At 69.9% G+C, this 23,444-nt stretch carries 22 protein-coding genes; 6 read left to right on the forward strand and 16 right to left on the reverse strand.

The window, feature by feature from the left end; genetic code table 11:
• Positions 1-18: 18 nt before the first annotated feature.
• From der to QWJ39_RS12830, 9 genes are all read right to left on the reverse strand, one after another.
• The gene (der, locus tag QWJ39_RS12790) at positions 19-1,569 is read right to left on the reverse strand and encodes a ribosome biogenesis GTPase Der (RefSeq protein ID WP_290258219.1); all 1,551 of its coding nucleotides are present in this window, start codon (positions 1,567-1,569) and stop codon (positions 19-21) included.
• Positions 1,566-2,300: a lysophospholipid acyltransferase family protein gene (locus tag QWJ39_RS12795; protein WP_290258261.1), complete on the reverse strand. Its 735-nt coding sequence runs from the start codon at positions 2,298-2,300 to the stop codon at positions 1,566-1,568. Before QWJ39_RS12795 ends, der begins: the two co-directional genes overlap by 4 nt.
• Before the next feature lie 43 nt (positions 2,301-2,343).
• The gene (gene cmk / locus QWJ39_RS12800; protein ID WP_290258221.1) at positions 2,344-3,075 is read right to left on the reverse strand and encodes a (d)CMP kinase; all 732 of its coding nucleotides are present in this window, start codon (positions 3,073-3,075) and stop codon (positions 2,344-2,346) included.
• Positions 3,075-4,184, reverse strand: coding sequence for a prephenate dehydrogenase (locus QWJ39_RS12805; RefSeq protein ID WP_290258222.1), 1,110 nt, complete (start codon positions 4,182-4,184; stop codon positions 3,075-3,077). Before QWJ39_RS12805 ends, cmk begins: the two co-directional genes overlap by 1 nt.
• 2 nt (positions 4,185-4,186) lie before the next feature.
• A complete protein-coding gene (locus QWJ39_RS12810) occupies positions 4,187-5,389 on the reverse strand; it encodes a pseudouridine synthase (protein WP_290258223.1) in 1,203 nt (400 codons plus the stop codon).
• 67 nt (positions 5,390-5,456) lie between these two features.
• Positions 5,457-6,125 carry an SMC-Scp complex subunit ScpB gene (locus tag QWJ39_RS12815; RefSeq protein ID WP_290258224.1) on the reverse strand — a complete coding sequence of 223 codons (669 nt, stop codon included), beginning with the start codon at positions 6,123-6,125 and terminating at the stop codon, positions 5,457-5,459.
• Positions 6,122-6,970 (reverse strand): ScpA family protein, encoded by an 849-nt coding sequence (locus tag QWJ39_RS12820; RefSeq protein ID WP_290258225.1) that lies wholly within the window; start codon positions 6,968-6,970, stop codon positions 6,122-6,124. The genes QWJ39_RS12815 and QWJ39_RS12820 overlap by 4 nt, the downstream gene beginning before the upstream one ends.
• Positions 6,971-6,975: 5 nt before the next feature.
• Positions 6,976-7,875: an AAA family ATPase gene (locus QWJ39_RS12825; protein ID WP_290258226.1), complete on the reverse strand. Its 900-nt coding sequence runs from the start codon at positions 7,873-7,875 to the stop codon at positions 6,976-6,978.
• A 263-nt stretch (positions 7,876-8,138) separates the two neighbouring features.
• Entirely contained in the window at positions 8,139-9,506 is a 1,368-nt protein-coding gene (locus QWJ39_RS12830; RefSeq protein ID WP_290258227.1) for a cation:dicarboxylase symporter family transporter, read from the reverse strand.
• Positions 9,507-9,640: 134 nt separating this feature from the next.
• Here QWJ39_RS12830 and QWJ39_RS12835 point away from each other — a divergent pair, with 134 nt between their 5' ends.
• Both QWJ39_RS12835 and QWJ39_RS12840 read left to right on the forward strand, forming a co-directional pair.
• Positions 9,641-11,431, forward strand: a complete 1,791-nt coding sequence (locus QWJ39_RS12835; protein ID WP_290258228.1) for an ATP-binding protein — start codon at positions 9,641-9,643, stop codon at positions 11,429-11,431.
• Entirely contained in the window at positions 11,424-12,143 is a 720-nt protein-coding gene (locus tag QWJ39_RS12840; protein WP_290258229.1) for a response regulator, read from the forward strand. The genes QWJ39_RS12835 and QWJ39_RS12840 overlap by 8 nt, the downstream gene beginning before the upstream one ends.
• Before the next feature lie 25 nt (positions 12,144-12,168).
• Here the strand turns inward: QWJ39_RS12840 and QWJ39_RS12845 are convergent, their stop codons facing one another.
• Entirely contained in the window at positions 12,169-14,151 is a 1,983-nt protein-coding gene (locus tag QWJ39_RS12845) for a propionyl-CoA synthetase (protein WP_290258230.1), read from the reverse strand.
• Positions 14,152-14,307: 156 nt separating this feature from the next.
• On the opposite strand from QWJ39_RS12845, the gene QWJ39_RS12850 reads away from it, so the two are divergent.
• The 4 genes from QWJ39_RS12850 to QWJ39_RS12865 are packed head-to-tail and all read left to right on the forward strand — an operon-like array spanning position 14,308 to position 18,597.
• Complete coding sequence (locus tag QWJ39_RS12850; protein WP_290258231.1) at positions 14,308-14,949, forward strand: GntR family transcriptional regulator; 642 nt, start codon at positions 14,308-14,310, stop codon at positions 14,947-14,949.
• A gap of 25 nt (positions 14,950-14,974) precedes the next feature.
• On the forward strand, positions 14,975-16,495 hold the full coding sequence (locus QWJ39_RS12855; RefSeq protein WP_290258232.1) for an MmgE/PrpD family protein: 1,521 nt from the start codon (positions 14,975-14,977) through the stop codon (positions 16,493-16,495).
• Positions 16,495-17,397 carry a methylisocitrate lyase gene (gene prpB / locus QWJ39_RS12860; protein ID WP_290258233.1) on the forward strand — a complete coding sequence of 301 codons (903 nt, stop codon included), beginning with the start codon at positions 16,495-16,497 and terminating at the stop codon, positions 17,395-17,397. Before QWJ39_RS12855 ends, prpB begins: the two co-directional genes overlap by 1 nt.
• Positions 17,398-17,457: 60 nt before the next feature.
• Positions 17,458-18,597 (forward strand): bifunctional 2-methylcitrate synthase/citrate synthase, encoded by a 1,140-nt coding sequence (locus tag QWJ39_RS12865; protein WP_290258234.1) that lies wholly within the window; start codon positions 17,458-17,460, stop codon positions 18,595-18,597.
• A 112-nt stretch (positions 18,598-18,709) separates the two neighbouring features.
• Here the strand turns inward: QWJ39_RS12865 and QWJ39_RS12870 are convergent, their stop codons facing one another.
• From QWJ39_RS12870 to QWJ39_RS12895, 6 genes are all read right to left on the reverse strand, one after another.
• Entirely contained in the window at positions 18,710-19,618 is a 909-nt protein-coding gene (locus QWJ39_RS12870; RefSeq protein WP_290258235.1) for a hypothetical protein, read from the reverse strand.
• Between the two features lie 127 nt (positions 19,619-19,745).
• Entirely contained in the window at positions 19,746-20,267 is a 522-nt protein-coding gene (locus QWJ39_RS12875; RefSeq protein WP_290258236.1) for an 8-oxo-dGTP diphosphatase, read from the reverse strand.
• A 33-nt stretch (positions 20,268-20,300) separates the two neighbouring features.
• Positions 20,301-21,080, reverse strand: a complete 780-nt coding sequence (locus QWJ39_RS12880; protein WP_290258237.1) for a hypothetical protein — start codon at positions 21,078-21,080, stop codon at positions 20,301-20,303.
• 2 nt (positions 21,081-21,082) lie between these two features.
• Positions 21,083-21,586: a sigma-70 family RNA polymerase sigma factor gene (locus tag QWJ39_RS12885; RefSeq protein ID WP_290258238.1), complete on the reverse strand. Its 504-nt coding sequence runs from the start codon at positions 21,584-21,586 to the stop codon at positions 21,083-21,085.
• A gap of 127 nt (positions 21,587-21,713) precedes the next feature.
• A complete protein-coding gene (gene xerD, locus QWJ39_RS12890) occupies positions 21,714-22,763 on the reverse strand; it encodes a site-specific tyrosine recombinase XerD (RefSeq protein ID WP_290258239.1) in 1,050 nt (349 codons plus the stop codon).
• The gene (locus QWJ39_RS12895; RefSeq protein WP_290258240.1) at positions 22,760-23,425 is read right to left on the reverse strand and encodes an NUDIX hydrolase; all 666 of its coding nucleotides are present in this window, start codon (positions 23,423-23,425) and stop codon (positions 22,760-22,762) included. The genes xerD and QWJ39_RS12895 overlap by 4 nt, the downstream gene beginning before the upstream one ends.
• Between the last annotated feature and the right edge of the window lie 19 nt (positions 23,426-23,444).

A 23,444-nucleotide genomic window follows, 5' to 3' on the forward strand; every position in this document is an offset into this window, starting at 1 on the left:
CCCTCCGGTGTGGCCGAATTAACGCTTCTTGCTGCGCTTTTCCCGGACCCGCATATTGACCTCGATCGGGGTGCCCTCGAAGCCGAAGGTTTCACGCAGGCGGCGGGTGATGAAGCGGCGGTAGCCCGGGTCCAGGAACCCGGTGGTGAAGAGGACGAACTTCGGCGGACGGCTGGAGGCCTGGGTGCCGAAGAGGATGCGGGGCTGCTTGCCGCCGCGGACCGGGTGCGGGTGCGCCGCGACGAGTTCGCCGAGGAAGGCGTTGAGCCGGCCGGTTGGGATGCGCTTGTCCCAGCTTTCCAGCGCCGTGTCCAGGGCGGGAACCAGGCGGTCCTTGTGCCAGCCGGTCTTGGCGGAGATGTTCACCCGGGGGGCCCAGGCCACGTGGGCCAGGTCGCGGTCGATCTCGCGCTCAAGGTAGATCCGGCGTTCGTCGTCCAGCAGGTCCCACTTGTTGAACGCCAGCACCAGTGCCCGGCCGGATTCGATGGCCAGCTGCAGGATGCGGACGTCCTGCTCGCTGAGGACCTCGTCCACGGCGAGGAGCACGACGGCGACCTCGGCCTTTTCGAGCGCGCTCTGGGTGCGCAGGGAAGCGTAGAAGTCGGCGCCTTGGGCCATGTGCTGGCGGCGTCGGATGCCGGCGGTGTCCACGAAGCGCCAGGTGCGGCCGCCGAGCTCGATGAATTCGTCCACCGGGTCGCGGGTGGTGCCGGCGGTGTTGTCCACGACGACGCGCTCGGAGCCGGCCAGCTTGTTCAGCAGCGAGGACTTGCCCACGTTCGGGCGGCCGATCAGCGCGATGCGGCGGGGGCCGCCGCTGCGTTCCAGGCCCTCGATGGTGGAGAACTCGGGCAGGACATCCATCACGTGGTCCAGCAGGTCTGCCACGCCACGGCCGTGCAGGGCGGAGACCGGGTAGGGCTCGCCGAAGCCGAGGCCCCAGAGCGCGGCCGAGTCGGCTTCCTGGGCGAAGTCGTCCACCTTGTTGGCCACCATGATGACCGGCTTCTTGGACTTGCGGAGCATCTTCATGACGCCCTCGTCGGTGGCGGTGGCGCCGACGGCGGAGTCCACCACGAAGAGCACGGCGTCGGCCAGCTCCACGGCCATCTCGGCCTGCTCGGCGACGCGGGCGTGGATGCCGCGGGCGTCGTGCTCCCAGCCGCCGGTGTCCACCAGAGTGAAGTTGCGGCCGTTCCAGTGCGCCGAGTACATGACGCGGTCGCGGGTGACGCCGGGGGTGTCCTCGACGACGGCCTCGCGGCGGCCCAGGATGCGGTTGACCAGCGTGGACTTGCCCACATTCGGGCGGCCGATGATGGCCAGGACCGGGTCCAGCTTCAGCGGGCCGTCGAAGTCCTCGTCCTCGAAGTCGCCGCTAAGCAGCGCGGCGTCGTCCTCGTCGAGCTCGTAGTCCTCCAGGCCGGCGCGCAGCGACGCGGCGCGGAGGTCGGCCTCGTCGTCGTCCAGGGCGGCGAGGTTCTCCGCCACCTGGTCCGTGCCGGTGGGCGTGTATTCGTCTTCGCCGGCGCCGAAGTTGCCGGAGGTTTGAGTCGTATCGCTCATTGCACTTTCCTTAGGTGGTGATCTGCCGGCTCTCCGGCTACTGCTGTCTGGCGTTCATGCGGTGTTTCTGATTGCGGTGCTGCTGATCCGGCGCGTGCTGTTTCCGCGTCGGGCAGGCGGTGTCCGCTGGCCTGGATGGTGTCCTGGACGTGCCGCGCCAGCGCAGCACGGATCCCGGTTCCCACCCTGTCCATTGAAGCACGCCCGGTCTCCCCCGGCCTGCGGTCCGCGGTCAGCGCCGGGCCGAAGCTGACGTGCAGCCGGCGGCCCGGGCGGGGCACGGTGTTGAGGTGTTCGTCGCCGGTGCGGGTTCCGAGGATGGCGACCGGGATGACGGTGGCCGCCGAGTTCAGCGCCAGCCAGGCCACCCCGTTGTTGATCGCCGCCGCCTGGCCGCTGCCCCGGGTGCCTTCGGGGAGGATGCCCACACAGGATCCGGCGTCCAGGATGGCCTTGGCGCGCTGCAGCGCCGCCCGGTCCCCGGACCGGTCCACGGGCAGCTGGCCCGCCGCGGTGAGCACCCGGCCCAGGATCCCGCCGAACATCTCCTGTTTGACCAGGATGTGCATCGGCCGCGGGGCGGCACCGAACATCACCGGCCCGTCGAGGTAGCTGATGTGGTTCCCGGCGAAGATCACCGGGCCCGCCTGCGGGACGTTGGCCCGTCCCGTGACGGTGGTCCGGTACACCAGGTGGTCCAGTGCCCACCCCACGGGGCGGCTCCAGGCCATGGTCCCGGTGAGGAACAGGCGTCCGGGGACCGCGGCCACGCGCTCAGTCACGGGTGAAGGGCGCGTGCTCAACGACCCGCCGCACGATCCCGAGGGCCGCGTCGACGGTCTGCTCAAAGTCCAGATCCGAGGAGTCCAGGGTCACCACGCCGTCGGCGGCCCGGGTGAAGTTCACCACGGTGGAGTCCTTGGCGTCCCGCGCCGTCACCTGGGCGGCGAGCTGCTCGGCGTTCTGGGTGCCGCCCAGCTGCAGGCCGCGGCGGCGCAGCCGGGCCTCCTCGCTGGCGGTCAGCAGCATCCGCACCTCGGCGTTGGGCGCGACGACAGTGGTGATGTCCCGGCCCTCCACCACCATGCGGCGGTGGTGCTTGTCGATCAGTGCGCGCTGGCGGCGGATCAGTTCAGTGCGGGCGCCCAGGTTGGTGGCGACGGCGCTGACCGCGGCGGAGATGGAGGGTTCACGGATGGCGTCGGTGATGTCCACGCCGCCCACGCGCACGTACTCCTCCCCCGCGCTGGTGCTGATGTCCAGATCCAGGACCTCGGCGGCGTCCTCGACGGCCTGCCCGTCGGCCAGGTCGGTCCCGGCGTCGAGGCAGTACCAGGTCAGGGCCCGGTACATCGCGCCGGTGTCCAGGTAGGCCAGCCGGAGCCGGCGGGCCACCTCCTTGCTGACACTGGACTTGCCCGACCCGGAGGGCCCGTCAATGGCGACGACGAGGCTCTTGCCGGGACGGACCACGTCCGTCGCTACTGCTGCTGTTTCCTGGGTCATTACTGGAGTACCCGCCATCCGCGGTCGTTGAGGGCTTCGATGAGCATTTCGTGTTTGTTGGGCAGGACGGAGATCTCCACCATGCCCACGTTCTGGCCGGACGAGTGGTCCAGGCGCAGGTCTTCGAGGTTGACACCGATCTCGCCGATCTCGGTGAGCAGCCGGGCGATCTGCCCCGGCGTGTCGTCCACCAGGACGGTGAGCCAGGAGTAGGCCTGCGGCGGCCCGCCGTGCTTGCCCGGGATGCGGGCCTGGCCGGCGTTGCCCTCGCTGATCAGCTGCGCCAGGTCCAGCCGCGCGCCCGGCGCGGTGGGGTTCTCCAGCGTGCTAATCAGGCGGTTCAGGTCCTCCCGGACGCCGTGCAGCAGCCCCACCATGGGCCCGGCGTTGGCGCCGAGGATCTGCACCCACAGCGTCGGGTCGCTCGCGGCGATCCGGGTGGTGTCCCGGAGCCCGTTCCCGGCCAGGGACAGAGCGTGCAGGGGCGTGCCCTGCAGCCGGCTGGCCAGCAACGAGGACATCACCTGGGGCAGGTGTGAGACCAGCGCCACGGCGTCGTCGTGTTCCTGGGCATCGAATTCGGCGACGACGGCGCCGAGGTCGCCCGCCAGCGCGCGCGCCGTCGTGAGGGCCTCAGGCCGGGTCTCCGGCGTCGGGCACAGCACCCACGGCATGGAGGTGAAGAGTTCCCCGCGCGCGGCGACCGGCCCGGACTTCTCCCGGCCGGCCATCGGGTGGGTGCCGACGTAGCGGCCCAGGTCGGCCCCGCGGTCGCGGAGCTCTGCCTGGATGCCCGCCTTGACGCTGGCGATGTCCACCACGGTGGCGTCGGGGTAGTCCGCCAGGGCGCGGGCGACGACGTCGGCCGTCACGTCCGGCGGGGCCGCCACGACGACGAGCTCCGGGGCCTCCCCCTCGAGCCGCTCCAGCGGCAGGCCGGCGCCGATGTCGACGGCGACGGCCTGGTTGGTCGGCGAGGGGTCGGTCAGGTACACCGGGACGCCGCGGCCGCGCAGGCCCAGCCCGATGCTGGTGCCCAGCAGCCCGGTGCCCACGACGACCACGGGGCCGTTGAGGTGCCCGCGGCCGTGGGTGCGGAAAGCGGACATGCCTACAGCCCCACGGATGCCAGCAGGTGGCCGACTTCCTGCTTGCCGAGGTTGCGGATGCTGCCCTGGCGCTGGTCGCCCAGGCCGATGGGGCCGACCTTGACGCGGACCAGGCGCAGCACGGGGAAACCGACGGCGTCGAAGAGGCGGCGAACGATCCGGTTCTTCCCCGAGTGCAGGACCACCTCGATCAGCACGTGGCCCGGGGTGGAGTCGACCAGCCGGAACGAATCCACCGAGGCCATGCCGTCTTCCAGCTCGACGCCGGCCTTCAGCTGGGCGCCGACGCCCTGCGGGAACGGGCCGCGGACCTGGACCAGATAGGTCTTGGGCACCTCGTAGGAGGGGTGCGTCAGCCGGTTGGCCAGTTCGCCGTCGTTGGTCAGCAGCAGCAGGCCCTCGGTGGCGACGTCCAGCCGGCCCACGTGGAAGAGCCGCTCGCCGTGGTGGTTGCGGACGAAGTCGCTGATGCACGGCCGGCCGTCCGGGTCTTCCATGGTGGAGACAACGCCCTTGGGCTTGTTGAAGACCATGTAGACCATGTTTTCGTCCAGCTGAATGCGCAGGCCGTCGACGTGGATCACGGAGGTGGCGGGGTCCACCCGCATGCCCAGTTCGGTGACGACGCGGCCGTCCACCTCGACCCGGCCCTCGGCGATCATCTCTTCGCAGACGCGACGGGAGGCCACGCCGGCGGAGGCCATGACCTTCTGCAGGCGGACACCGTCGGCATCGTGCAGCTCGGACTGCGGCACGGCGCCGCGCGGGCCGCGCTTGCGGGTGGGCTTGCGGACCGGGCCGAGGTTCTGGCCGAAGCGTTCGCTGCCGAAGGCTTTCGAGCCGGTGGCCTTGGCGGCGCCGGCCCCGATGCGGGCCTTGGGCTTCAGGGCGCCGGGGGTGCCCGGCGCCTTGCCGGCGCCGGGCTTGCGGGCTCCAGGCTTCTTCGCCGCGGGCTTGCCGCCGCGCTGTGCCGGCTCCGCCGGACCCGGGTTCAGGTCCGGGTCAATGAAGGCTTCCTCGCGCGGCTTGGGCCGCTTGAAGCCGCGGTCGGCTCCGCCGGAGAAGCCGCCCTTGCCGGCGTCGCGCTGGCCGCGGCCGGCGCCGCCGGCTCCCTGGCTGCGCGGTGTGTTGTGTCCGGCCCTGTTGCCGGCTCCGGTCCGTCCCGAACCGTTACGTGGTGAACCCTGGCGTCCCGCCTGTGTCATGACCCGTCCTTCGTTGTGGTGAAATCTGTGCGCAGGCTGCGTGGCTGCCCGCTGGTGTGTGGTGCTCTTACATGCGTCCGGCGTCGTAGTACTCCGCGATGCCCTCGAGTCCGGGAAGGTGCGGGGAGAGCTGGGGCAGTTCCGCCACCGACCCGATCCCCATCCGTTCCAGGAAATACGAGGTGGTGCGGTAGAGGACTGCCCCGGATTCGGGATCATGTCCCGAGTCCTCGATCAGTCCGCGCTGCACGAGCGTCCGCACCACGGAGTCGACAATGACGCCTCGAATTGCCGAGACCCTGGCCCGGGATACGGGCTGCCGGTAGGCGATCACGGCGAGCGTTTCGAGCGCCGCCTGCGTCAGCCTGGCCGTCTGGCCTTCAAGGACGAATCCGCCAACCACGTCGGCGAATTCGGCCCGGGAATAGATCCGCCAGCCACCGGCGATGTTCCGCAATTCGAAACCCCGGGGGGCTGTGGCCACATCCGGGGAACTTCCAGTATAGCCGTTATACTCCCGCCGCAGGTCCTCGAGCAGGTCCTCGACGACGTCGACGGGCTGGCCGAGGCCCGCGGCGAGCCGCGCCGCCGTCGCCGGTTCGTCGATCACCATCAGCACGGCCTCCAGCGCGGCGCGGATGCCGCCGGGAAGATCCGCGACGTCGGGGGTTCCCGGGTCCGGCTGTCCGGCGGGGGTGCCAGCCGGTCCGGGGCGAGTCTCTGGTCCGGTGGTCATGGCTGGTCCTCGTATTCCTCGCTCAGGGCCGCACTGTTCCATTCGGGGTCGGCGGCCGTCCAGTGCACGGAGAGTTCGCCGAGGGGCTGCAGCTGGTCGAAGGAGACCGCCTTGTCGCGGAACATCTCCAGCAGGGCCAGGAAGCGGGCCACCACCACCAGGGTGGATTCGGCGTCGGCGGTCAGGGCCCGGAAGGTCAGCGGCCGGCCCTGCCGCAGGCGCAGCCCGAGGATCTCGGCCTGTTCCCGGACGCTGACGGGGCTGCCGTGCAGGTGCGCCAGGCCCACCTCGGTGGGTGCGGCGGCCTTGGGGGTCAGCGCGGCGCCGGCGAGGGCGGCGAACTGGGCCGGGGTGTGCTTCCAGACCAGGTCCGGCAGCAGCGCGGCGAAGTGTTCCTCGAGGGCCACCTGGCGGGGGTAGCGCTGCGCCTCCTGTTCCAGGGTGGCGCCGAGCAGGCCGGCGACGTGCTTGAAGGCCTTGTACTGCAGCAGCCGGGCGAACAGCAGGTCCCGGGCTTCCAGGAGCGCCACGTCCTCGGCGTCCTCGACCTCGCCGGCGGGCAGCAGCCGGGCGGCCTTGAGGTCCAGCAGGGTGGCGGCCACCACCAGGAACTCGCTGGCCTCGTCCAGGGCCCAGTCCTCCCCTTGCTCCTGGAGCTTCCGGGTGTACTTGATGAACTCATCGGTGACGGTGGCCAGCGCCACCTCGGTGATGTCCAGCTGGTGTTTGGAGATCAGGCCCAGGAGCAGGTCGAAGGGGCCGGTGAAGTTGGCCAGCCGGACCTCGAAGCCGGGCTTCTTCGCCGCCGGTGACAGCTCCTCCGGCGCGGTGAGCGTCGCCGTCACGGTGCCTAGGGCGCGCCGCCGCGCGAGATCAGTTCCTTGGCCAGGCGGCGGTACGCGTCCGCGCCGGCGTGGTTCCCGGCGTAGCTGGTGATCGGTTCAGCGGCGACGGTGGCGTCGGCGAACTTGATGGAGCGCTTGATGACGGTTTCGAAGACCTTGTCGCCGAAGGCCTCGACCAGCCGCGCGATGACCTCGCGGCCGTGGAGGGTCCGCGCGTCGTACATGGTGGCGAGGACGCCGTCGACCTGCAGGCGGGGGTTGAGCCGGTCCTGGACCTTGTCGATGGTCTCGACCAGCAGCGCCACGGCGCGGAGGGCGAAGAACTCGCAGATCAGCGGGATGATGACGCCGTGGGCGGCGGTGAGGGCGTTGACCGTGAGCAGGCCGAGGGAGGGCTGGCAGTCGATCAGGACGACGTCGTAGTCGTCTTCGACCTTTTTGAGTGCCCGGTCCAGGACCTGTTCGCGGGCCACCTCGTTGACCAGCTGCACCTCTGCGGCGGAGAGGTCGATGTTGGCCGGGAGCAGGTCCACGTTCTCGACGCCGGTCTTCTGGATCGCGTCGCGGATGTCCACCTTGCGGTCCATCAGGACGTTGTAGACCGTCAGGTCCAGCTCGTGCGGGTTGGTGCCGAGGCCGGCGGACAGCGCACCCTGCGGGTCGAAGTCCACCAGCAGGACGCGGCGGCCGTACTCGGCCAGGGCCGCGGCCAGGTTGATGGTGGACGTCGTCTTGCCGACGCCGCCCTTCTGGTTCACCATGGCGATGACGCGGGCCGGGCCGTGGGAGGACAGCGGCGCGGGCTCAGGGAACTCCCGCAGGGGACGCCCGGTGGGCCCCATGACGGCGTCGTCCGGGTCGAGTCCGGTGCCTTCCAGGGTGGCTGACCCCTGTTCGCTGCTCACGTATCTATCCACACTTTCGATGACGGTGATATTTGCTGCCCGATCCCGCCGCGGTTCGTCGGCGGCGATCGTTATTCCTCCCAAGGTTACAGCCCCCGACACGGTATTCGACGGACCTTGACAACCGCCGTTTTGCGCGCCTTGACCTTCTGGTAGAGGTCGAGGGTTGCCGCGGGGAGGCCGGGCCGGGGATGCGAAACCGCCCGGACGCGGCGGGGCGTCCGGGCGGTTTCGCGGTAATGCGTTGCGGGTGCGGCGGCCGGTCAGGCGTTGGCCGGCACCTGCGGGCGGGCGGACTCTGCGGCCGCTTCGCCGGCCGGTTCGCCGGCCACGTGGCCGGCGATCATGGTCTGCTCGTCGAACGGGACGGCACCGGAGAGGACGCGCTCCACCTGGCCGCCGTCGATCTCCTTGACCCAGGTGCCGATCAGGATGGTGGCGACGGCGTTGCCGGTGAAGTTGGTCAGCGCGCGGGCCTCGGACATGAACCGGTCGATGCCGACGATCATGCCGACGCCGCCGAGCAGTTCCGGACGGTGGGCCTGCAGGCCGGCGGCCAGGGTGGCCAGGCCGGCGCCGGTGACACCGGCTGCGCCCTTGGAGGCGATGATCATGAAGATCAGCAGCGAGACCTGGGCGCCCAGGTCCAGCGGGGTGCCCATGGCGTTGGCGACGAAGAGGGAGGCCATGGTCAGGTAGATCGCGGTGCCGTCCAGGTTGAAGGAGTAGCCGGTGGGGACGGTGACGCCGACGACCGGCTTGGAAACACCCAGGTGTTCCATCTTGGCGATCAGGCGGGGCAGGGCGGCCTCGGAGGAGGAGGTGGAGAAGATCAGCAGGTATTCGCGGCCCAGGTACTTCATCAGGCGGAAGATGTTGACGCCGGAGACGACCTGCAGGATACCGCCGAGGATCACGACGATGAACACGGCGCAGGTGATGTAGAAGGCGACCATCAGGGTGGCCATGCTGATGATGGCCTGGACGCCGGTGGCGCCGACGACGGCGGCGATGGCGCCGAAGGCACCCACCGGGGCGAGCCACATGATCATGATCAGGATGCGGAAGACGAGGGCCTGGCCGTGGCCGATGGCCTTGAGGATCGGGGCGCCCTGGGTGCCCATCTTCTGCAGCGCGAAGCCGACCAGGATGGCGGCGAGGAGGGTCGGCAGGACGGGGATGTCGCCGGGGATGATGCCGAGCAGGAAGTCGACGGTGCTGTCCGTGGCAGCCTTCTTGTTCGGATCGTACGGGGCAAGCTTCAAGCCGGTGCCCGGGTGGATCAGGTTGCCGACGACCAGGCCGATGGCCAGGGCGAAGGTGGACATGACGATGAAGTAGCCCAGGGCCAGGCCGCCGACCTTGCCGACGGTGGCCGCCTTGGCGATGGAACCGATGCCCAGGACGATGGTGCAGAAGATGACCGGGGCGATCATCATCTTGATCAGCTTGATGAACCCGTCGCCGAGGGGCTTGAGGGACTTTCCGACCTCGGGGAACATCAGGCCGACGACGGCGCCGAGGACGACGGCCACGATGACCGCGATGTACAGGTAGTGGGACTTGTCCAGCCCCTTGCGCTTGACCGGCGCCGCGGCCGTTGCCGCTGACTCTCCTCGTTGAGAGGCCATGGTATTTCTCCTTGGATAGGCTGGACGTCGATGCTGTCCGTGGACGCATCCGTCCTTTCTGCGTGTTCCTCCATCATTGGGTACGGAGTGACGCGCATCACCGTTGCGTTCATATTGGTCATGGAGGGTGCACTTTGATCCACTGGAGCATCGCCCGGCGCCTGTTCGTGGCCCATCTGCTGTTCATGCTGGCGCTGACCGCCGTCGTCGGGACCGCCACCTATGTGGACGCACGGGACCACGCGTACCAGGAGGCCGGGCGGCGGATGGCCGGGATCGCCACCTCGGTGGCGGACAACCCGCTGGTCCTGCAGGCCGCCGCGGCGCCGAACCCGTCGGCGCTGCTGCAGCCCTACTCCATGGAGGTGATGCGGGACGCCCAGGCCGACTTCATCACGATCATGGCCCCGGACCGGACCCGCTGGACCCACCCCCGGGACGAGGAGCTGGGCAAACCGTACATCGGGTCTATCGATGCGGCGTTGCAGGGCCGGGTCTTCACGGAGATCATGGCCGGCACGCTGGGCCCCTCGGTGCGCACGATCGCCCCGGTAAAGGACGCCAACGGCACGGTCAAGGCGCTGGTGGCGGCGGGCGTGACCGTGGGAACGGTGGACGTGGCGTTCTCCGGCCGGCTGCCGGCCCTGCTGGTGATCGCGGCGGCGCTGCTGGCAGGCGGCTCGGTGGCGTCCTGGCTGCTGGGCCGGTACCTGCGGCGCGTGACCCGGGGCTGGGGCCCGGAGCAGCTGGCCCAGCTGTTTGCCTACTACGAGTCCGTGCTGCACTCGGTGCGTGAGGGCGTGATCCTGATCAACCCGCGCGGCCGGGTGGTGATGTACAACGACCAGGCGGCGGCGCTGCTGGGCGTGCCGCCGCGGCCCGCGGACGCGGCGGTGGACGCCGACGGCGGTGCCGCCCTGGGCATCACCCGCAGCGCAAACCACGGCGCGGACCACGGCGCAAACCACAGCGCGGACCGGGACGGCGTCGGCCGCCCGGCCGACGCCCCCTCACTGGCGGAGCTGCCGCTGGCGCCGAGCCTGCGGGAGCTGTTCCGGTCCGGGCGGTTGGCCCAGGACGAAATCCACCTCACCGGCGAGCGCGTGCTGGTGGTCAATCAGGGCCCCGCGGTGGGTCCCGCTCCGGGGCCGCTGGCAGCCTCGCGGGGGGCCCGGCGGCAGCGGGGGTCGTCGCGGCGGCCGGTCTTCGGGACGGTGGCCACCATCCGGGACCGGACCGAGATCGAGTCCCTGGGCAGCGAGCTGGAGACCATGCGGACGCTCTCGGACGCGCTGCGGGCGCAGACACACGAGCACGCCAACCGGCTGCACACCATCGTCTCGCTGATGGAGCTGGGCCGGGACGCCGAGGCGCTGGACTTCGCCACCAAGGATCTGGAGCTGTCCCAGCGGCTCACCGATGACTTGGTGGGCTCCATCGAGGAGCCGGTACTGGCGGCCCTGGTGATGGGCAAGTCCGCCCAGGCGCACGAACGCGGCGTGGAGCTGATTCTCACCACGGCCGGCTCCACCGCCGTGACCGGCCTGGCCGTGCAGGACCTGGTGACCATCCTGGGCAACCTGCTGGACAATGCGATCGACGCCGCCGCGGACGCTCCCCCGCCGCGGCTGGTGGAGCTGACAGTCACCGCCGGGCCGGAAGCTCTGGAGATTACCGTGGAGGACAGCGGGCCCGGCATCGACCCGGCGGCGGTGGACGACGTCGTCCGGCATGGCTTCAGCACCAAGGAGTCCGGGCCCTTCGGCCGCGGACTTGGCCTGGCGCTGGTCCGGCAGGCGGTCCGGCGGCTGGGCGGTACCATGACAATCACCAGCCCGGCCGGGGCGCTGTTCCGGGTCAGCCTGCCGACGGGGCAGGCCGCGGGGAACGCGGCGGCCGGTATTGCAGAGGGACACCATGAATGAGATCCGTGTGCTCGTCGTCGAGGACGAGCCGATCGCGGCCGCCGCGCACGCCGCGTACATCGGCCGGCTGGAGGGCTTCACCCTCGCCGGATCCGCCCCGGACGGGCAGTCGGCCCTGCGCCTGCTGACGGAGCTCAACGCCGCGGGCCAGCCGGTGGAGCTGGTCCTGCTGGATATGAACCTGCCGGACCTGCACGGTCTGGACATCGCCCGCCGGATGCGCACCGCCGGGCTCTTCGCGGACATCATCGCCATCACCGCCGTGCGTGAACTGAACATCGTCCGCAGCGCCGTGGCCACCGGCGTCGTGCAGTACCTGATCAAACCCTTCACCTTCGCCACCTTCGCGGACAAGCTGCGGAGTTACCGGCAGTTCCGTGAGCAGCTGGCCTCCCCCGCTGCCGGCGGACCAGGGACCGGGGCCTCGCAGAGCGACGTGGACCAGGCGTTCGCGAGCCTGCGCGCCCCCTCGGAGCTGCCGCTGCCCAAGGGACTCGCCTCCTCCACCCTGGAGTCGGTGCAGGAGTTCATGAAGCGCCAGGCCGGGGCCGTGTCCGCCAGCGAGGTGATGGAGGCCCTGGGCATGTCCCGGGTGACCGCCCGCCGCTATCTGGAGTACCTGGCCGACGCCGGGACGGTCGCCCGCACGGCCCGCTATGGCGCGCCGGGCCGGCCGGAGAACGAATACCGCTGGAGCCGGCCGGCGTCCTAGGAGCCGCTTTCCAGGACCGCGCCGTTCAGGACCGCGCGGTGTCGGGCCGCAGGGTGCCCAGCAGCTGCTCGATCACGCCCGCGTCCTCAATGGTGGAGGGCACCACGTAATCCTCGCCGTCGGCGATCTGCCGCATGGTCTTGCGGAGGATCTTCCCCGAGCGGGTCTTGGGCAGCGCCTCCACCACGGTGACGTGCTTGAAGTCGGCCACGGCGCCGATGTCGCGCCGGACCAGGGCCACCAGCTCCTTGGCCAGCACCTCCCCCGGCACGTCGACGCCGGACTTGAGGACCACGTAGCCGCTGGGCCGCTGGCCCTTGAGCGGGTCGGCCAGGCCGATCACGGCGCACTCGGCGACCGCGGGATGCTGGCCGATCACCTGCTCCATCGCCCCGGTGGAGAGCCGGTGGCCGGCCACGTTGATAATGTCGTCGGTGCGGCCCATCACGAAGAGGTAGCCGTCCTCGTCCCGGTAGCCGGAGTCGCCGGTGGCGTAGTAGCCCTCGAAAGCCTGCAAATAAGAGGAGACGTAGCGGTCATCGTTGCGCCAGAGGGTGGCCAGGGTACCCGGCGGCAGCGGCAGGCCCAGGACGATGTTGCCCTCCGTTCCCGGTTCCACTTCCTCCCCCGAGCCGTCGAGGACCTGCAGGCGGAAGCCCGGCATCGGAACGCTCGGGGACCCGGCCTTGATGGGCAGTTCGGCCATGCCGCGGGGGTTCGCGCAGATGGCCCAGCCGGTCTCGGTCTGCCACCAGTGGTCCACCACCGGCACCCCCAGAACCCGGGCGGCCCAATGGAAGGTGTCCGTGTCCAGCCGCTCCCCCGCGGCGAACAGGGTCCGCAGGCTGGAGATGTCGTAGTTCTTCAGCAGATCCGCTTCCGGGTCGGCCTTGCGGATGGCCCGCAGCGCCGTCGGGGCCGTGAAGAGGACGTTGACCTTGTGGTCCTGGATCACCCGCCAGAAGGCGCCGGCGTCCGGGGTGCCCACCGGCTTCCCCTCGTACATGACGGTGGTGGCCCCGGCCAGCAGCGGACCGTAGACGATGTAGGAGTGGCCCACCACCCAGCCGACGTCGGAGGCGGTCCACATGACGTCGCCGGGGCCGACGTCATAGATGTTCTCCAGCGTCCAGCTCAGGGCGACGGCGTGGCCGCCGTTGTCCCGCACCACGCCCTTGGGGGTGCCGGTGGTGCCGGAGGTGTAGAGGATATACAGCGGGTCCGTGGCCTTGACGTTGACCGGAGACGCCGGTTCGGCGGCGGCCATCTCGGTGTCCCAGTCCAGCCAGCCGCCGTGGTTCGCGGCGGTGTCGGCGAAGCCGTCCCGGGCCTTGACCAGCACCGGGGTGTCCGGGGTTCCGGTGAGCTCCAGCGCCTCCGCGACGGCCGGCAGGTACTCGATCCGGCGGGCCGGCTCGATGCCGCCCGAGGCGGTGACGACGGCGGCCGGGCCCGCGTCGCGGATGCGGGCGGCGAGCTCCTTGGGCGCGAAACCGCCGAAAACCACCGAGTGGACGGCGCCGAGCCGCGCCGTGGCGAGCATGGCGATGGCCGCCTCTGGGATCATCGGCATGTAGATGACCACCCGGTCGCCGCGGCCCACGCCCCGGGCGCGGAGGACGCCGGCGAACCGCGCCACCTGGTCCGTCAGCTCGGCGTAGGTGAAGCTCTTCCGGAGGCCCAGCATGGCGGAGTCGTAGATCAGCGCCGTCCGGTCGCCGTGGCCGGCCGCCACGTGCCGGTCCAGGGCATTGAAGCAGGTGTTCAGTTCGCCGTCGGGGAACCAGCCGTAGAGCGGGGCGCGGCTCGAATCCAGGGCGCGGGTGGGCGGGACGCTCCAGTCGACCTTGCGGGCCGCGTCGAGCCAGAAGTCTTCCGGCTGGTCCATACTGCGCGCATAGCTGCTCCCGTAGCTGGCGGTGCTGCGTTCTTCGTAGCTGCTGGTGTCGGAGCTGCGTTCCGAGGTCTCCCGGTTGCCGGCGTTGCCCATGGCGTTCTCCCGTTCCACGACGTTGTGATGCAGACCATGCTAGACGGACGCTCCGACGCCCACAAGGGGTTTGTATACACGGGGTGGGCCTATTCGGGATTTTCTCCCGAATTGCTTGGATGCGAAGCAGTCTGTGTATACACTGGTGGGGATTCGGCGAGGAAGGAGAGCATCATGCGCGCCAGTGACAGGGCCTATGCGGCACTCCGCGACGACATTATCGAGTGGCGGCTGGCTCCCGGCACGGTTCTCGCCGAGGTGGAGCAGTCCGAGCGCCTGGGCGTCTCCCGGACCCCGCTGCGGGAGGCGCTGAGCCGGCTCACCGCGGAGGGTTTGACGACGACGGCGGGCGGCCGCGGCGTCGTCGTCACCGACATCTCTCTGGAGGACATCGACGAACTCTTCGAGCTTCGCGAAACCCTGGAAGGCAAGGCCGCGGCGCTGGCCGCCGAACGCGGCGATTCGGCCGTCTTCGCCGGGCTGCAGCGCGAATTGCTGCGGGCACCGGAGCTGATCAACGGTGCGGACCCCGCCCGGCACGACTACTACGACCTTGTCGGCCGGCTCGATGCCGCCGTCGACGCCGCCATTTCCAACGCCTACCTGGCCCAGGCGATGCGCAGCCTGCGCGTGCATCTGGTCCGGGTGCGCCGGCTGGCCGCCGACGACGCCGCACGCCTCACCGCCGCGGCCGCCGAACACGCGGCGATCGCCGAGGCCATCGCCGCCGGCAACCCCCGGCTGGCCGAGGCCGCCACCACGCTTCACCTGCACCGCAGTCTTTCCCACGTCAAAGCAACCCACGTACCGCACTAGTACGGACCCCTTCAGAAGGAGCACCATGGTCAAGGAACACCACGTCCGCGTCTATAAGAGCGAAGAGAACCTGGCCCGCGAGGACCAGCTGGCCTACAAGATCGCCAAGGTCGCCGCCGACCCGGTGGAGGTCACCGACGAGGTCACCGACATGGTGATCAACCGCATCATCGACAACGCCTCCGTGGCCATCGCCTCGCTGAACCGCGCGCCGATCGTTGCAGCACGCGCCCAGGCCCTCACGCACGGCCCCAGCACCGGCGGCAAGGGCTCCAAGGTCTTCGGCATCGAGGAGCGCGTATCCCCTGAATGGGCCGCCTGGGCCAACGGCGTGGCCGTCCGCGAACTCGACTACCACGACACCTTCCTGGCCGCCGAGTACTCCCACCCGGGCGACAACATCCCGCCGATCCTGGCCGTCGCCCAGCACGTCGGCTCCAGCGGCCGCGACCTGATCCGCGGCATCGCCACCGGCTACGAAATCCAGGTCAACCTGGTCAAGGCCATCTGCCTGCACAAGCACAAGATCGACCACGTCGCCCACCTGGGCCCCTCCGCCGCCGCCGGCATCGGCACCCTGCTGGGCCTCGACGTCGAGACCATCTTCCAGTCCGTCGGCCAGGGCCTGCACACCACCACCGCCACCCGGCAGTCCCGCAAGGGCGAAATCTCCACCTGGAAGGCACACGCCCCGGCGTTCGCCGGCAAGATGGCCGTCGAGGCCGCCGACCGCGCCATGCGCGGCCAGACCTCCCCCGTGCCGATCTACGAAGGCGAAGACGGCGTCATCGCCTGGATGCTCGACGGCCCCACCGCCGACTACCTGGTGCCGCTGCCCGAGGAGGGCGAGGCCAAGCGCGCCATCCTGGACACCTACACCAAGGAGCACTCCGCCGAATACCAGGCGCAGGCCTGGATTGACCTGGCCCGCAAGCTGCACGGTGAGCACCCGGAGGTCACGGACCCGGCCAACGTCGAGTCCGTCCTGATCAAGACCAGCCACCACACGCACTACGTGATCGGCTCCGGCGCGAACGACCCGCAGAAGTACAGCCCCACCGCCAGCCGGGAAACCCTGGACCACTCCATTCCGTACATCTTCACCGTCGCCCTGCAGGACGGCCGCTGGCACCACGTGGACTCCTACTCCCCCGAGCGTGCGGGCCGGCCGGACACGGTGGAACTCTGGCACAAGGTCACCACGGTGGAGGATCCCGAATGGACCCGCCGCTACCACAGCCTGGACATCTCCGAGAAGGCCTTCGGCGGCTCGGTGGAGATCACGCTCAAGGACGGCACCGTCATTACCGACCAGATCGCCGTCGCCGACGCCCACCCGCTCGGCGCCCGGCCGTTCGCCCGCGAGCAGTACGTGAACAAGTTCCGCACCCTCGCCGCTGGCCTGGTGGCCGAGGAAGAGATCGAGCGCTTCCTCGCCGCAGCCGCCCGCCTGCCCGAGCTCGCCGCCGGTGAGCTGGACCAGCTGAACATCAAGGCCGCCGACGGCGTGATCGACCTGGCGGCCGCACCGAAGGGACTCTTCTAATGCTGTACTCGAAGACCACGCCGGAGCAGAAGCGCATCCGTTTCCGCGAGCTGCTCTCCTCCAGCACCATCGCGCAGTTCCCCGGCGCGTTCAGCCCGCTCTCGGCGCGGCTGATCGAGGAGAAGGGCTTCGCCGGCGTGTACATCTCCGGCGCCGTCCTGGCCAACGACCTGGGCCTGCCGGACATCGGGCTGACCACGCTCACCGAGGTGGCCACCCGGGCCGGGCAGATCGCCCGGATGACGGACCTGCCCTCGATCGTGGATGCGGACACCGGCTTCGGTGAGCCCATGAACGTCGCCCGGACCGTACAGGAACTCGAGAACGCCGGCCTGGCCGGCCTGCACATCGAGGACCAGTTCAACCCGAAGCGCTGCGGGCACCTTGACGGCAAAAACGTCGTGGACCTGGACACCGCCACCAAGCGGATCCGCGCCGCGGCCGACGCCCGCCGGGACCCGAACTTCCTGATCATGGCCCGCACCGACATCCGCGCCACCGACGGCCTGGAGGCTGCCCAGCAGCGCGCCAACGCCCTGGTGGAGGCCGGTGCCGACGCGATCTTCCCCGAGGCGATGAAGGATCTCTCCGAGTTCCAGGCCATCCGCGACGCCGTGGACGTGCCGATCCTGGCGAACATGACCGAGTTCGGCAAGAGCGCACTCTTCACGGTGGACGAGCTGGCCGGCGTCGGCGTCAACATGATCATCTACCCGGTGACCCTGCTTCGTAGTGCCATGGGCGCGGCGGAGCGTACTCTGGAGACGATCAAATCAGACGGCACCCAGGAGGCACAGGTTCCCAACATGCTGACCCGTGCACGGCTGTACGACCTCGTGGACTACGAGGCCTACAACCACTTCGACACCGGGGTGTTCAATTTCCAGATCCCCGGCATCTGACACCCCACCGGACCGCCGGCCCCGGCCGGACAACAGGCGTTAGGAACAAAGGAGTTCAGCATGGCTGACAACGAGATCAAGAAGGGCCTTGCCGGCGTCGTGGTGGACTACACCGCGGTGTCCAAGGTCAACCCGGAAACCAACTCGCTGCTGTACCGCGGCTACCCCGTCCAGGAGCTGGCCGCCAAGTGCAGCTTCGAGGAGGTGGCCTACCTGCTCTGGAACGGCGAGCTGCCGACCGACGGGCAGTTGGCGGAGTTCACCGCCAAGGAGCGCGCCGGGCGTGCACTGGACCCGGTGCTGAAGACCGTCATCGACGCCCTTCCCGTCACGGCGCACCCGATGGATGTCTGCCGGACGGCGGCGTCGGTACTGGGCGCCCGGCACCCGCTGGCGGAGGACTCCTCCCGGGAGGCCAACATGGCCAAGGCCGTGGATTTGTTCGCCGCGATGCCGGCTGTGGTGGCGTATGACCAGCGCCGGCGGCACGGGCAGGAACCAGTGGAGCCCCGCGATGACCTGGGCTACTCTGCCAACTTCCTCTGGATGGCGTTCGGCGAGGAGCCGGTCCAGGAAGTCGTCGAGGCGTTCAACGTCTCGATGATCCTGTACGCGGAGCACTCCTTCAACGCCTCGACCTTCACCGCCCGGGTGATCACCTCGACGCTCTCGGACCTGCACTCGGCCGTGACCGGGGCGATCGGGGCGCTCAAGGGACCGCTGCACGGCGGCGCCAACGAAGCCGTCATGCACACCTTCGACGAGATCGGCATCCGCCAGGAAGAATCGCTCGAGGAGGCCGCCGCCCGGGCCAAGGCCTGGATGGAGGACGCCCTGGCCAACAAGAAGAAGGTCATGGGCTTCGGCCACCGCGTCTACAAGCACGGTGACTCCCGCGTCCCGACCATGAAGGCGGCGCTGGACAAGATGATCGCGCACTACGGACGGCCCGAGCTGCTGGGGCTGTACAACGGGCTGGAAACCGCCATGGACGAGGCCAAGGCCATCAAGCCGAACCTCGATTACCCGGCCGGACCGACCTACCACCTGATGGGCTTCGACACCCCGACGTTCACTCCCCTGTTCGTCGCCAGCCGGATCACCGGCTGGACGGCGCACATCATGGAGCAGCTCGACTCGAACTCCCTGATCCGCCCGCTGAGCGAGTACAACGGCGTGGAAGAGCGGCACGTGCCGTAACTCCCGAACCGCTTCCCCGCCTCAGGCGGTAAAGCAAAGCCAACGGCCCGGCCACCCCTTCTGGGTGGCCGGGCCGCTGTGTTTGGCGGGGTTTCGGGGGGGGGCGCCGGGGCTAGCCCTGGGTGACCTTCAGCGAGGTGATCATGCGCTTGGCGTTGAGGTACTCGGCGCCCTGCATGTAGGCCCGCGCGTCGGCCATCGTGGGGAACGACTTGGGACCCTTGTGGCCGGGAATCTGCTGCTGGACTCCGGTGTTCACCTGGTAGGCGTCCGCGAAGGAGAACAACGGCGAGTCGGAGGGCCCGCTGACAATGTTGTAGAACATGCAGGTGCTGCCGTTTTGACCGGCCGGGGAGCTGGTGAGTCCGTAGGACGCCGTGACGTGGTCGGCTTCCTGCAGGGCGCGGAAGGCGAACCTCGGGCTCACGGAGCCCTTGGTCGGCTGGTAGGGGATGTCGACGTTGACCGAGTCGAGGACGGTGTAGGGCACCGGCCCCTCGCAGGCTCCGCCGACGCCGCCCGACGGTCCGGAGTGCAGGGACGCCACGATCACGCCGGATTCGTCGGCAACCTCCACGTCCGTCGACCCGGTATTCGCGGGCGGGGCCTGGGTCGCCGTCCAGGTTCCGGGGTACTCGAAGCTGATCCGGCGGTCGGCACTGGTGAACGTCCGCCAGTCGGCGGCGGCGTCGGTGGGCGGCTGGGTGTTTGCTGCGGCCGGGGTCGTGGCCGTGGCGGTGGGTGTTGCCGTTTGGGACGGGGCCGCCGCGGCACTGGTGGACAGCGCGGCGGGCGCCGTCGGGGTTTCGGAGGGCGCCGGTGACGAGGCTGCCGCGGGCGCCTTGGACCCCATGGTCGCTGCGACGGCTACGCCGCCTCCCACCGCTGCCAGGGCGAGCACGACGACGGCGGCGGCAAGCGGCCAGCGCCGTCGGGCGTCGCCCGGAGAGTCCCCGCGGTCTGCAGAGTCGGGATAGTCGCCGTCGTCGTCGCCGGGGAGGTGAAGGTTGTTGCCGCTCATGCCGGGCCTCCAGGGTGCGCGGATCAGGTGCCGGCGGATCCGGCATTTTCACGCCTAGGCTACCGGCCCGCCGAATGACTGCCGGTCTCGCCCCGCCGGGCGGCATCGTTTCCCGGCGGGAAGCGTGTTAGCGCTGCGCCCCGGCGGCCCCCTGCGTACCCTTCCCTTGCTCATCGGGGTAGCGGACGGAGGCCACCGTTTCGTTGTCGTCATTCAGGACGACGACGACGTCGATCGTCTCGCCGGAGAGCGCCGGCGGCAGCCAGTGTTCGGCGTCCTGCCACATGCGTTCGAGGGGCAGTTCCGTGGTGCCGAACCATTCCGGGGTGATCTCGCGGCTCTCGGCGGGTTCGCCGTCCCAGCGCCGGGTGGTGAAGAGCCGGCAGGACATGTTCCACTCGGGTCGGGCCGGGAAGACGAACTCCACGAGGCCTGCGTGGCTGAGGTCGGGCTCGGCAACGATCAGCCCGGTTTCCTCGAAAACCTCGCGGACGACAGCCTGGGCGTCGGTCTCCCCGGGTTCGACGTGGCCGCCGATGCCCACAATTTTTCCCAGCCCGAACCCGGTCCGCTTCAGGCCCAGCAGCACCTCCGTCCCGTCGGGCGTGTCCCGGAGGGCGAAGCAGAGGGTCACCGGTGCGGCTGTCATGGTTTCAGCCTAGTAGCTGCTCTCCGGGCGCCTCTATTTGCCGGCCGGGCCTTCACCGACCAACTGCGGCCGCAGAGTGACCGGGATCCCCTTCTCGGCAAACTCCTTGTCCATGGCCTGCTGCGCCGTCAGCCCCTGGTTGTTCAGCGCCTGGAACTCCCAGTTGTAGACCGTGGCCGAGGGTTGGCGGACATCCCAGAGGAAGCGGCCATTCTGGAGTTTGGCGAGCCGGAACCAGGCGTTCCCGCCGTCGAGCTTAAGTGCCTGCCCGCCTTCATCGGAGATCACGTAGGCGAGCCAACCGTCGGCGCAGCCGAGCACGGTGTAGTACCGCTGCTCCGCGGCGGGGATCGGCAGGATTGTGGGCTGTCGGTCGTTGCGCAGCTGGTCGATGTTCGCCGGCGTGCAGGCTACTCCCCCGGTGCTGGGCGGGGTGGTCTGGCTGGGGGTAGCCGGCACCGGAGACGTCGGCGACGGCGTCGGTGAAGCAGGCGACGGCGACGGCGTGGCGGGGGCGCTCTCACTGATCGTGGTGTTCGGCCCGGCTGGCACCGGCTGCGCGGGTCCGGGCACCGTCGGGAAGTTCCCGCCCACGACGACGGCTCCTGCCACCGCCGCGGCGGCGAGGCCGGCAGCTGCCACGGCGGCAATCCTGGTACGGCGTCGCCGGGTGGCCTCGCGGTGCGCGAAGGCGGCCCGCGGCATTGTGACCACGTTCGGGTCCGTGGACGTCACCTCCGAGCGGAGGACCCCGCGGTCCGGGACCGTGACCGACGGCTTGATGTCCTTCATGAGCTGTTCGATGCGGTCCATGGCTAGTCTCTCCGTTCTGTCATCAGGTGGGCGGGTGCGGCATTCGCGAAGGCACGCCGGGCCCTGTGCAGCCGGACGCCGGCGGCCGAGACCGAACAGCCGAGGGCTGCGGCCAGTTCGGCGCCGCTGAGATCCTCCCAGTAAGTCAGCATGAGGATGTCGCGGTCCTTGTCCCGGAGTTTCATCAGCACGGCTGCTACGACGGAGCGCTGGTCGCCGGCGGTGGTGACGTCATCGGTGCGCGCCTCCTCGGCGAGGCGTTCGAACAGTTCCTGCCGACGTCGGCGGCCCTTGTATTCGTTGCCGAGGACGTTGCGTGCGGTTGCCAGGAGCCAGCCGATGCCGGGCGGTTCAGGCAACTGTTTCTCCCAGGCGATGCGAAAGACGTCCGCGGCGAGCTCCTCGGCCCGGTGGGCGTCGTTGATGCGGCGGGCGATGTAGCCGTAGACACGGGCGGCGTGCTGGTCATGCAGCTCAATGAATGCCTGCTCCTTCGCAGCCAACATGATGTTTCCCCCGAACAATCGATGACGTGGTTCTACCCAATCAGTGTCCCGGGATGCCCGGATCCTTACACACGGGCGTGTCGAAAATCAGGCGCAGTGCCGCAACGTCTGGAAAAAGCCCGGCAGGCTAGCCCTGGGCGCGCGGGTGTGCGGCGGCGTAGATTTCGCGCAGCGTGTCGGCGGTGACCAGGGTGTAGACCTGCGTGGTGGTGACCGAGGCGTGCCCCAGCAGTTCCTGCACCACGCGGACGTCGGCGCCGCCCTCCAGCAGGTGGGTCGCGAAGGAGTGCCGCAGCGTGTGCGGGGAGACGTCCTTGGTGATGTTGGCCTTCTCGGCAGCCGTTTTCAGGATGGTCCAGGCGCTCTGGCGGCTGATCCGGCCGCCGCGGGCGTTGAGGAACAGCGCCGGAGTGCCCTTGCCCTTCGCCGCCAGGAGCGGCCGCCCTCTTACCAGGTAGGCGTCGAGCGCGCGGGCACCGTAGGACCCCAGCGGCACCAGCCGCTCCTTGGAGCCCTTGCCGAAGAGGCGCACGATCGCCGGCCCCCCGCCGTCGTCGGGAGCGCTCCCGGCCAGTGCGATGTCGTCCACGTCCAGTCCGACGGCCTCGCTGATGCGGGCCCCGGTGGAGTAGAGGAATTCCAGCAACGCCCGGTCGCGCAGGCCGGTGGCGGTCTCCGTGCCCGCCGCCTCCAGGATGCGGGTCACCTCGTCCACCGTGATGGCCTTGGGCAGCCGTTTGCCGGGCATCGGCGGATGGACGTCGCTGGCGGGATCGGTCGGGGTAAGGCCCTCGAGGGCCCAGAACTTATGCAGCCCCCGGACAGCGACGACGGTGCGGGCCGCGGACCGGACGCCCAGCGCTGTCCCGCCGTCGGAGCCGTCGGAGAGGGCCTGGACAAAGGCGGTGACGTCTCGCCGGGTGATGTCCTCGGGGCGGTTGCGCCCGGCGGCCGCCAGGTGGCGGGCGTAACGGGCCAGGTCCCGCCGGTACGCGGACAGGGTGTTGGCGGCCAGTCCGCGCTCGACCCCCATGTGCTGCAGGTAGTCGGTGATGGCGCGGTCGACGGCGGTGGGCGGCCGGGGGGCATCCGTGGTGGCGTCCGCGGCTGCCGGTGCCGCCGGGTCGGGAGCGGAGGCAGCCGCCGCGGGAGGCTCCGCCGCCAGCAGGCCGGTCATCCGCGCTGGCTGGGGTGCGCCGGCCAGGGCGCGTCCGCGGGCCGGAGCCGGTCGAAGCCGTTGGCCTTGGCCGCGGCAGCGGCGAGGATGCCGACGACGGCGGACGGGTTGTGCAGGCGCCCCTCCAGTACCGCCGTGACCGCCGCATCCAGCGGCAGCCAGTGCAGCTCGATCTCGGCCTCCTCGTCGGTGCGGACGTGCAGTTCGTGGCCGGGCACGTCACTCAGTCCGCGGGCCAGGTAGATCCGGATCGCCTCGCTGGAGGAGCCCGGCGAGTTGAAGAAGTCGGCCAGCACGTTCCATTCCGCGGCCACGAGGTCGGCTTCCTCGGCGAGTTCCCGGGCGGCGCCCGCCACGAAGTCCTCGCCCTCGACGTCGAGCAGTCCGGCCGGGATCTCCCACAGCGCCATGCCCACCGGGTGCCGGTACTGCTTGATCAGGAGGATCTCGCCGTCGTCGTTCATCGGCAGCACGGCCACCGCGCCTGGGTGGTCGATGTAGTCCCGGGTCAGGGCGTCGCCGTCGTCATTCAGCTGGAAGCTGTCGCTGACCACGTCCCAGATCCGGCCCTCGTAGACCTTCTCGGACGACAAAAGACGGCGCGGGCTCGGCTCATCTGAAACCTGCCGTGCAGCATCATGGGTCTCAGACATTCCGGGCATCGCGCCGTCCTTTGATGTA

The sequence above is a fragment of the Arthrobacter sp. YD4 genome (assembly GCF_030410515.1).
Lineage (GTDB): Bacteria > Actinomycetota > Actinomycetes > Actinomycetales > Micrococcaceae > Arthrobacter.

Excerpts from the sequence above, each read along its gene's own strand:
- QWJ39_RS12840 (WP_290258229.1), top strand. The coding sequence starts at position 11,424 with ATGAATGAGATCCGTGTGCTCGTCGTCGAGGACGAGCCGATCGCGGCC.
- prpB (WP_290258233.1), top strand. The coding sequence starts at position 16,495 with ATGCTGTACTCGAAGACCACGCCGGAGCAGAAGCGCATCCGTTTCCGC.
- QWJ39_RS12850 (WP_290258231.1), top strand. The coding sequence starts at position 14,308 with ATGCGCGCCAGTGACAGGGCCTATGCGGCACTCCGCGACGACATTATC.
- QWJ39_RS12810 (WP_290258223.1), bottom strand. The coding sequence starts at position 5,389 with ATGACACAGGCGGGACGCCAGGGTTCACCACGTAACGGTTCGGGACGG.
- cmk (WP_290258221.1), bottom strand. The coding sequence starts at position 3,075 with ATGACCCAGGAAACAGCAGCAGTAGCGACGGACGTGGTCCGTCCCGGC.
- QWJ39_RS12830 (WP_290258227.1), bottom strand. The coding sequence starts at position 9,506 with ATGGCCTCTCAACGAGGAGAGTCAGCGGCAACGGCCGCGGCGCCGGTC.
- QWJ39_RS12815 (WP_290258224.1), bottom strand. The coding sequence starts at position 6,125 with ATGACCACCGGACCAGAGACTCGCCCCGGACCGGCTGGCACCCCCGCC.
- QWJ39_RS12865 (WP_290258234.1), top strand. The coding sequence starts at position 17,458 with ATGGCTGACAACGAGATCAAGAAGGGCCTTGCCGGCGTCGTGGTGGAC.
- QWJ39_RS12870 (WP_290258235.1), bottom strand. The coding sequence starts at position 19,618 with ATGAGCGGCAACAACCTTCACCTCCCCGGCGACGACGACGGCGACTAT.
- QWJ39_RS12805 (WP_290258222.1), bottom strand. The coding sequence starts at position 4,184 with ATGTCCGCTTTCCGCACCCACGGCCGCGGGCACCTCAACGGCCCCGTG.
- QWJ39_RS12885 (WP_290258238.1), bottom strand. The coding sequence starts at position 21,586 with ATGTTGGCTGCGAAGGAGCAGGCATTCATTGAGCTGCATGACCAGCAC.
- QWJ39_RS12895 (WP_290258240.1), bottom strand. The coding sequence starts at position 23,425 with ATGCCCGGAATGTCTGAGACCCATGATGCTGCACGGCAGGTTTCAGAT.
- QWJ39_RS12795 (WP_290258261.1), bottom strand. The coding sequence starts at position 2,300 with ATGGCCTGGAGCCGCCCCGTGGGGTGGGCACTGGACCACCTGGTGTAC.
- der (WP_290258219.1), bottom strand. The coding sequence starts at position 1,569 with ATGAGCGATACGACTCAAACCTCCGGCAACTTCGGCGCCGGCGAAGAC.
- QWJ39_RS12880 (WP_290258237.1), bottom strand. The coding sequence starts at position 21,080 with ATGGACCGCATCGAACAGCTCATGAAGGACATCAAGCCGTCGGTCACG.
- QWJ39_RS12855 (WP_290258232.1), top strand. The coding sequence starts at position 14,975 with ATGGTCAAGGAACACCACGTCCGCGTCTATAAGAGCGAAGAGAACCTG.
- xerD (WP_290258239.1), bottom strand. The coding sequence starts at position 22,763 with ATGACCGGCCTGCTGGCGGCGGAGCCTCCCGCGGCGGCTGCCTCCGCT.
- QWJ39_RS12875 (WP_290258236.1), bottom strand. The coding sequence starts at position 20,267 with ATGACAGCCGCACCGGTGACCCTCTGCTTCGCCCTCCGGGACACGCCC.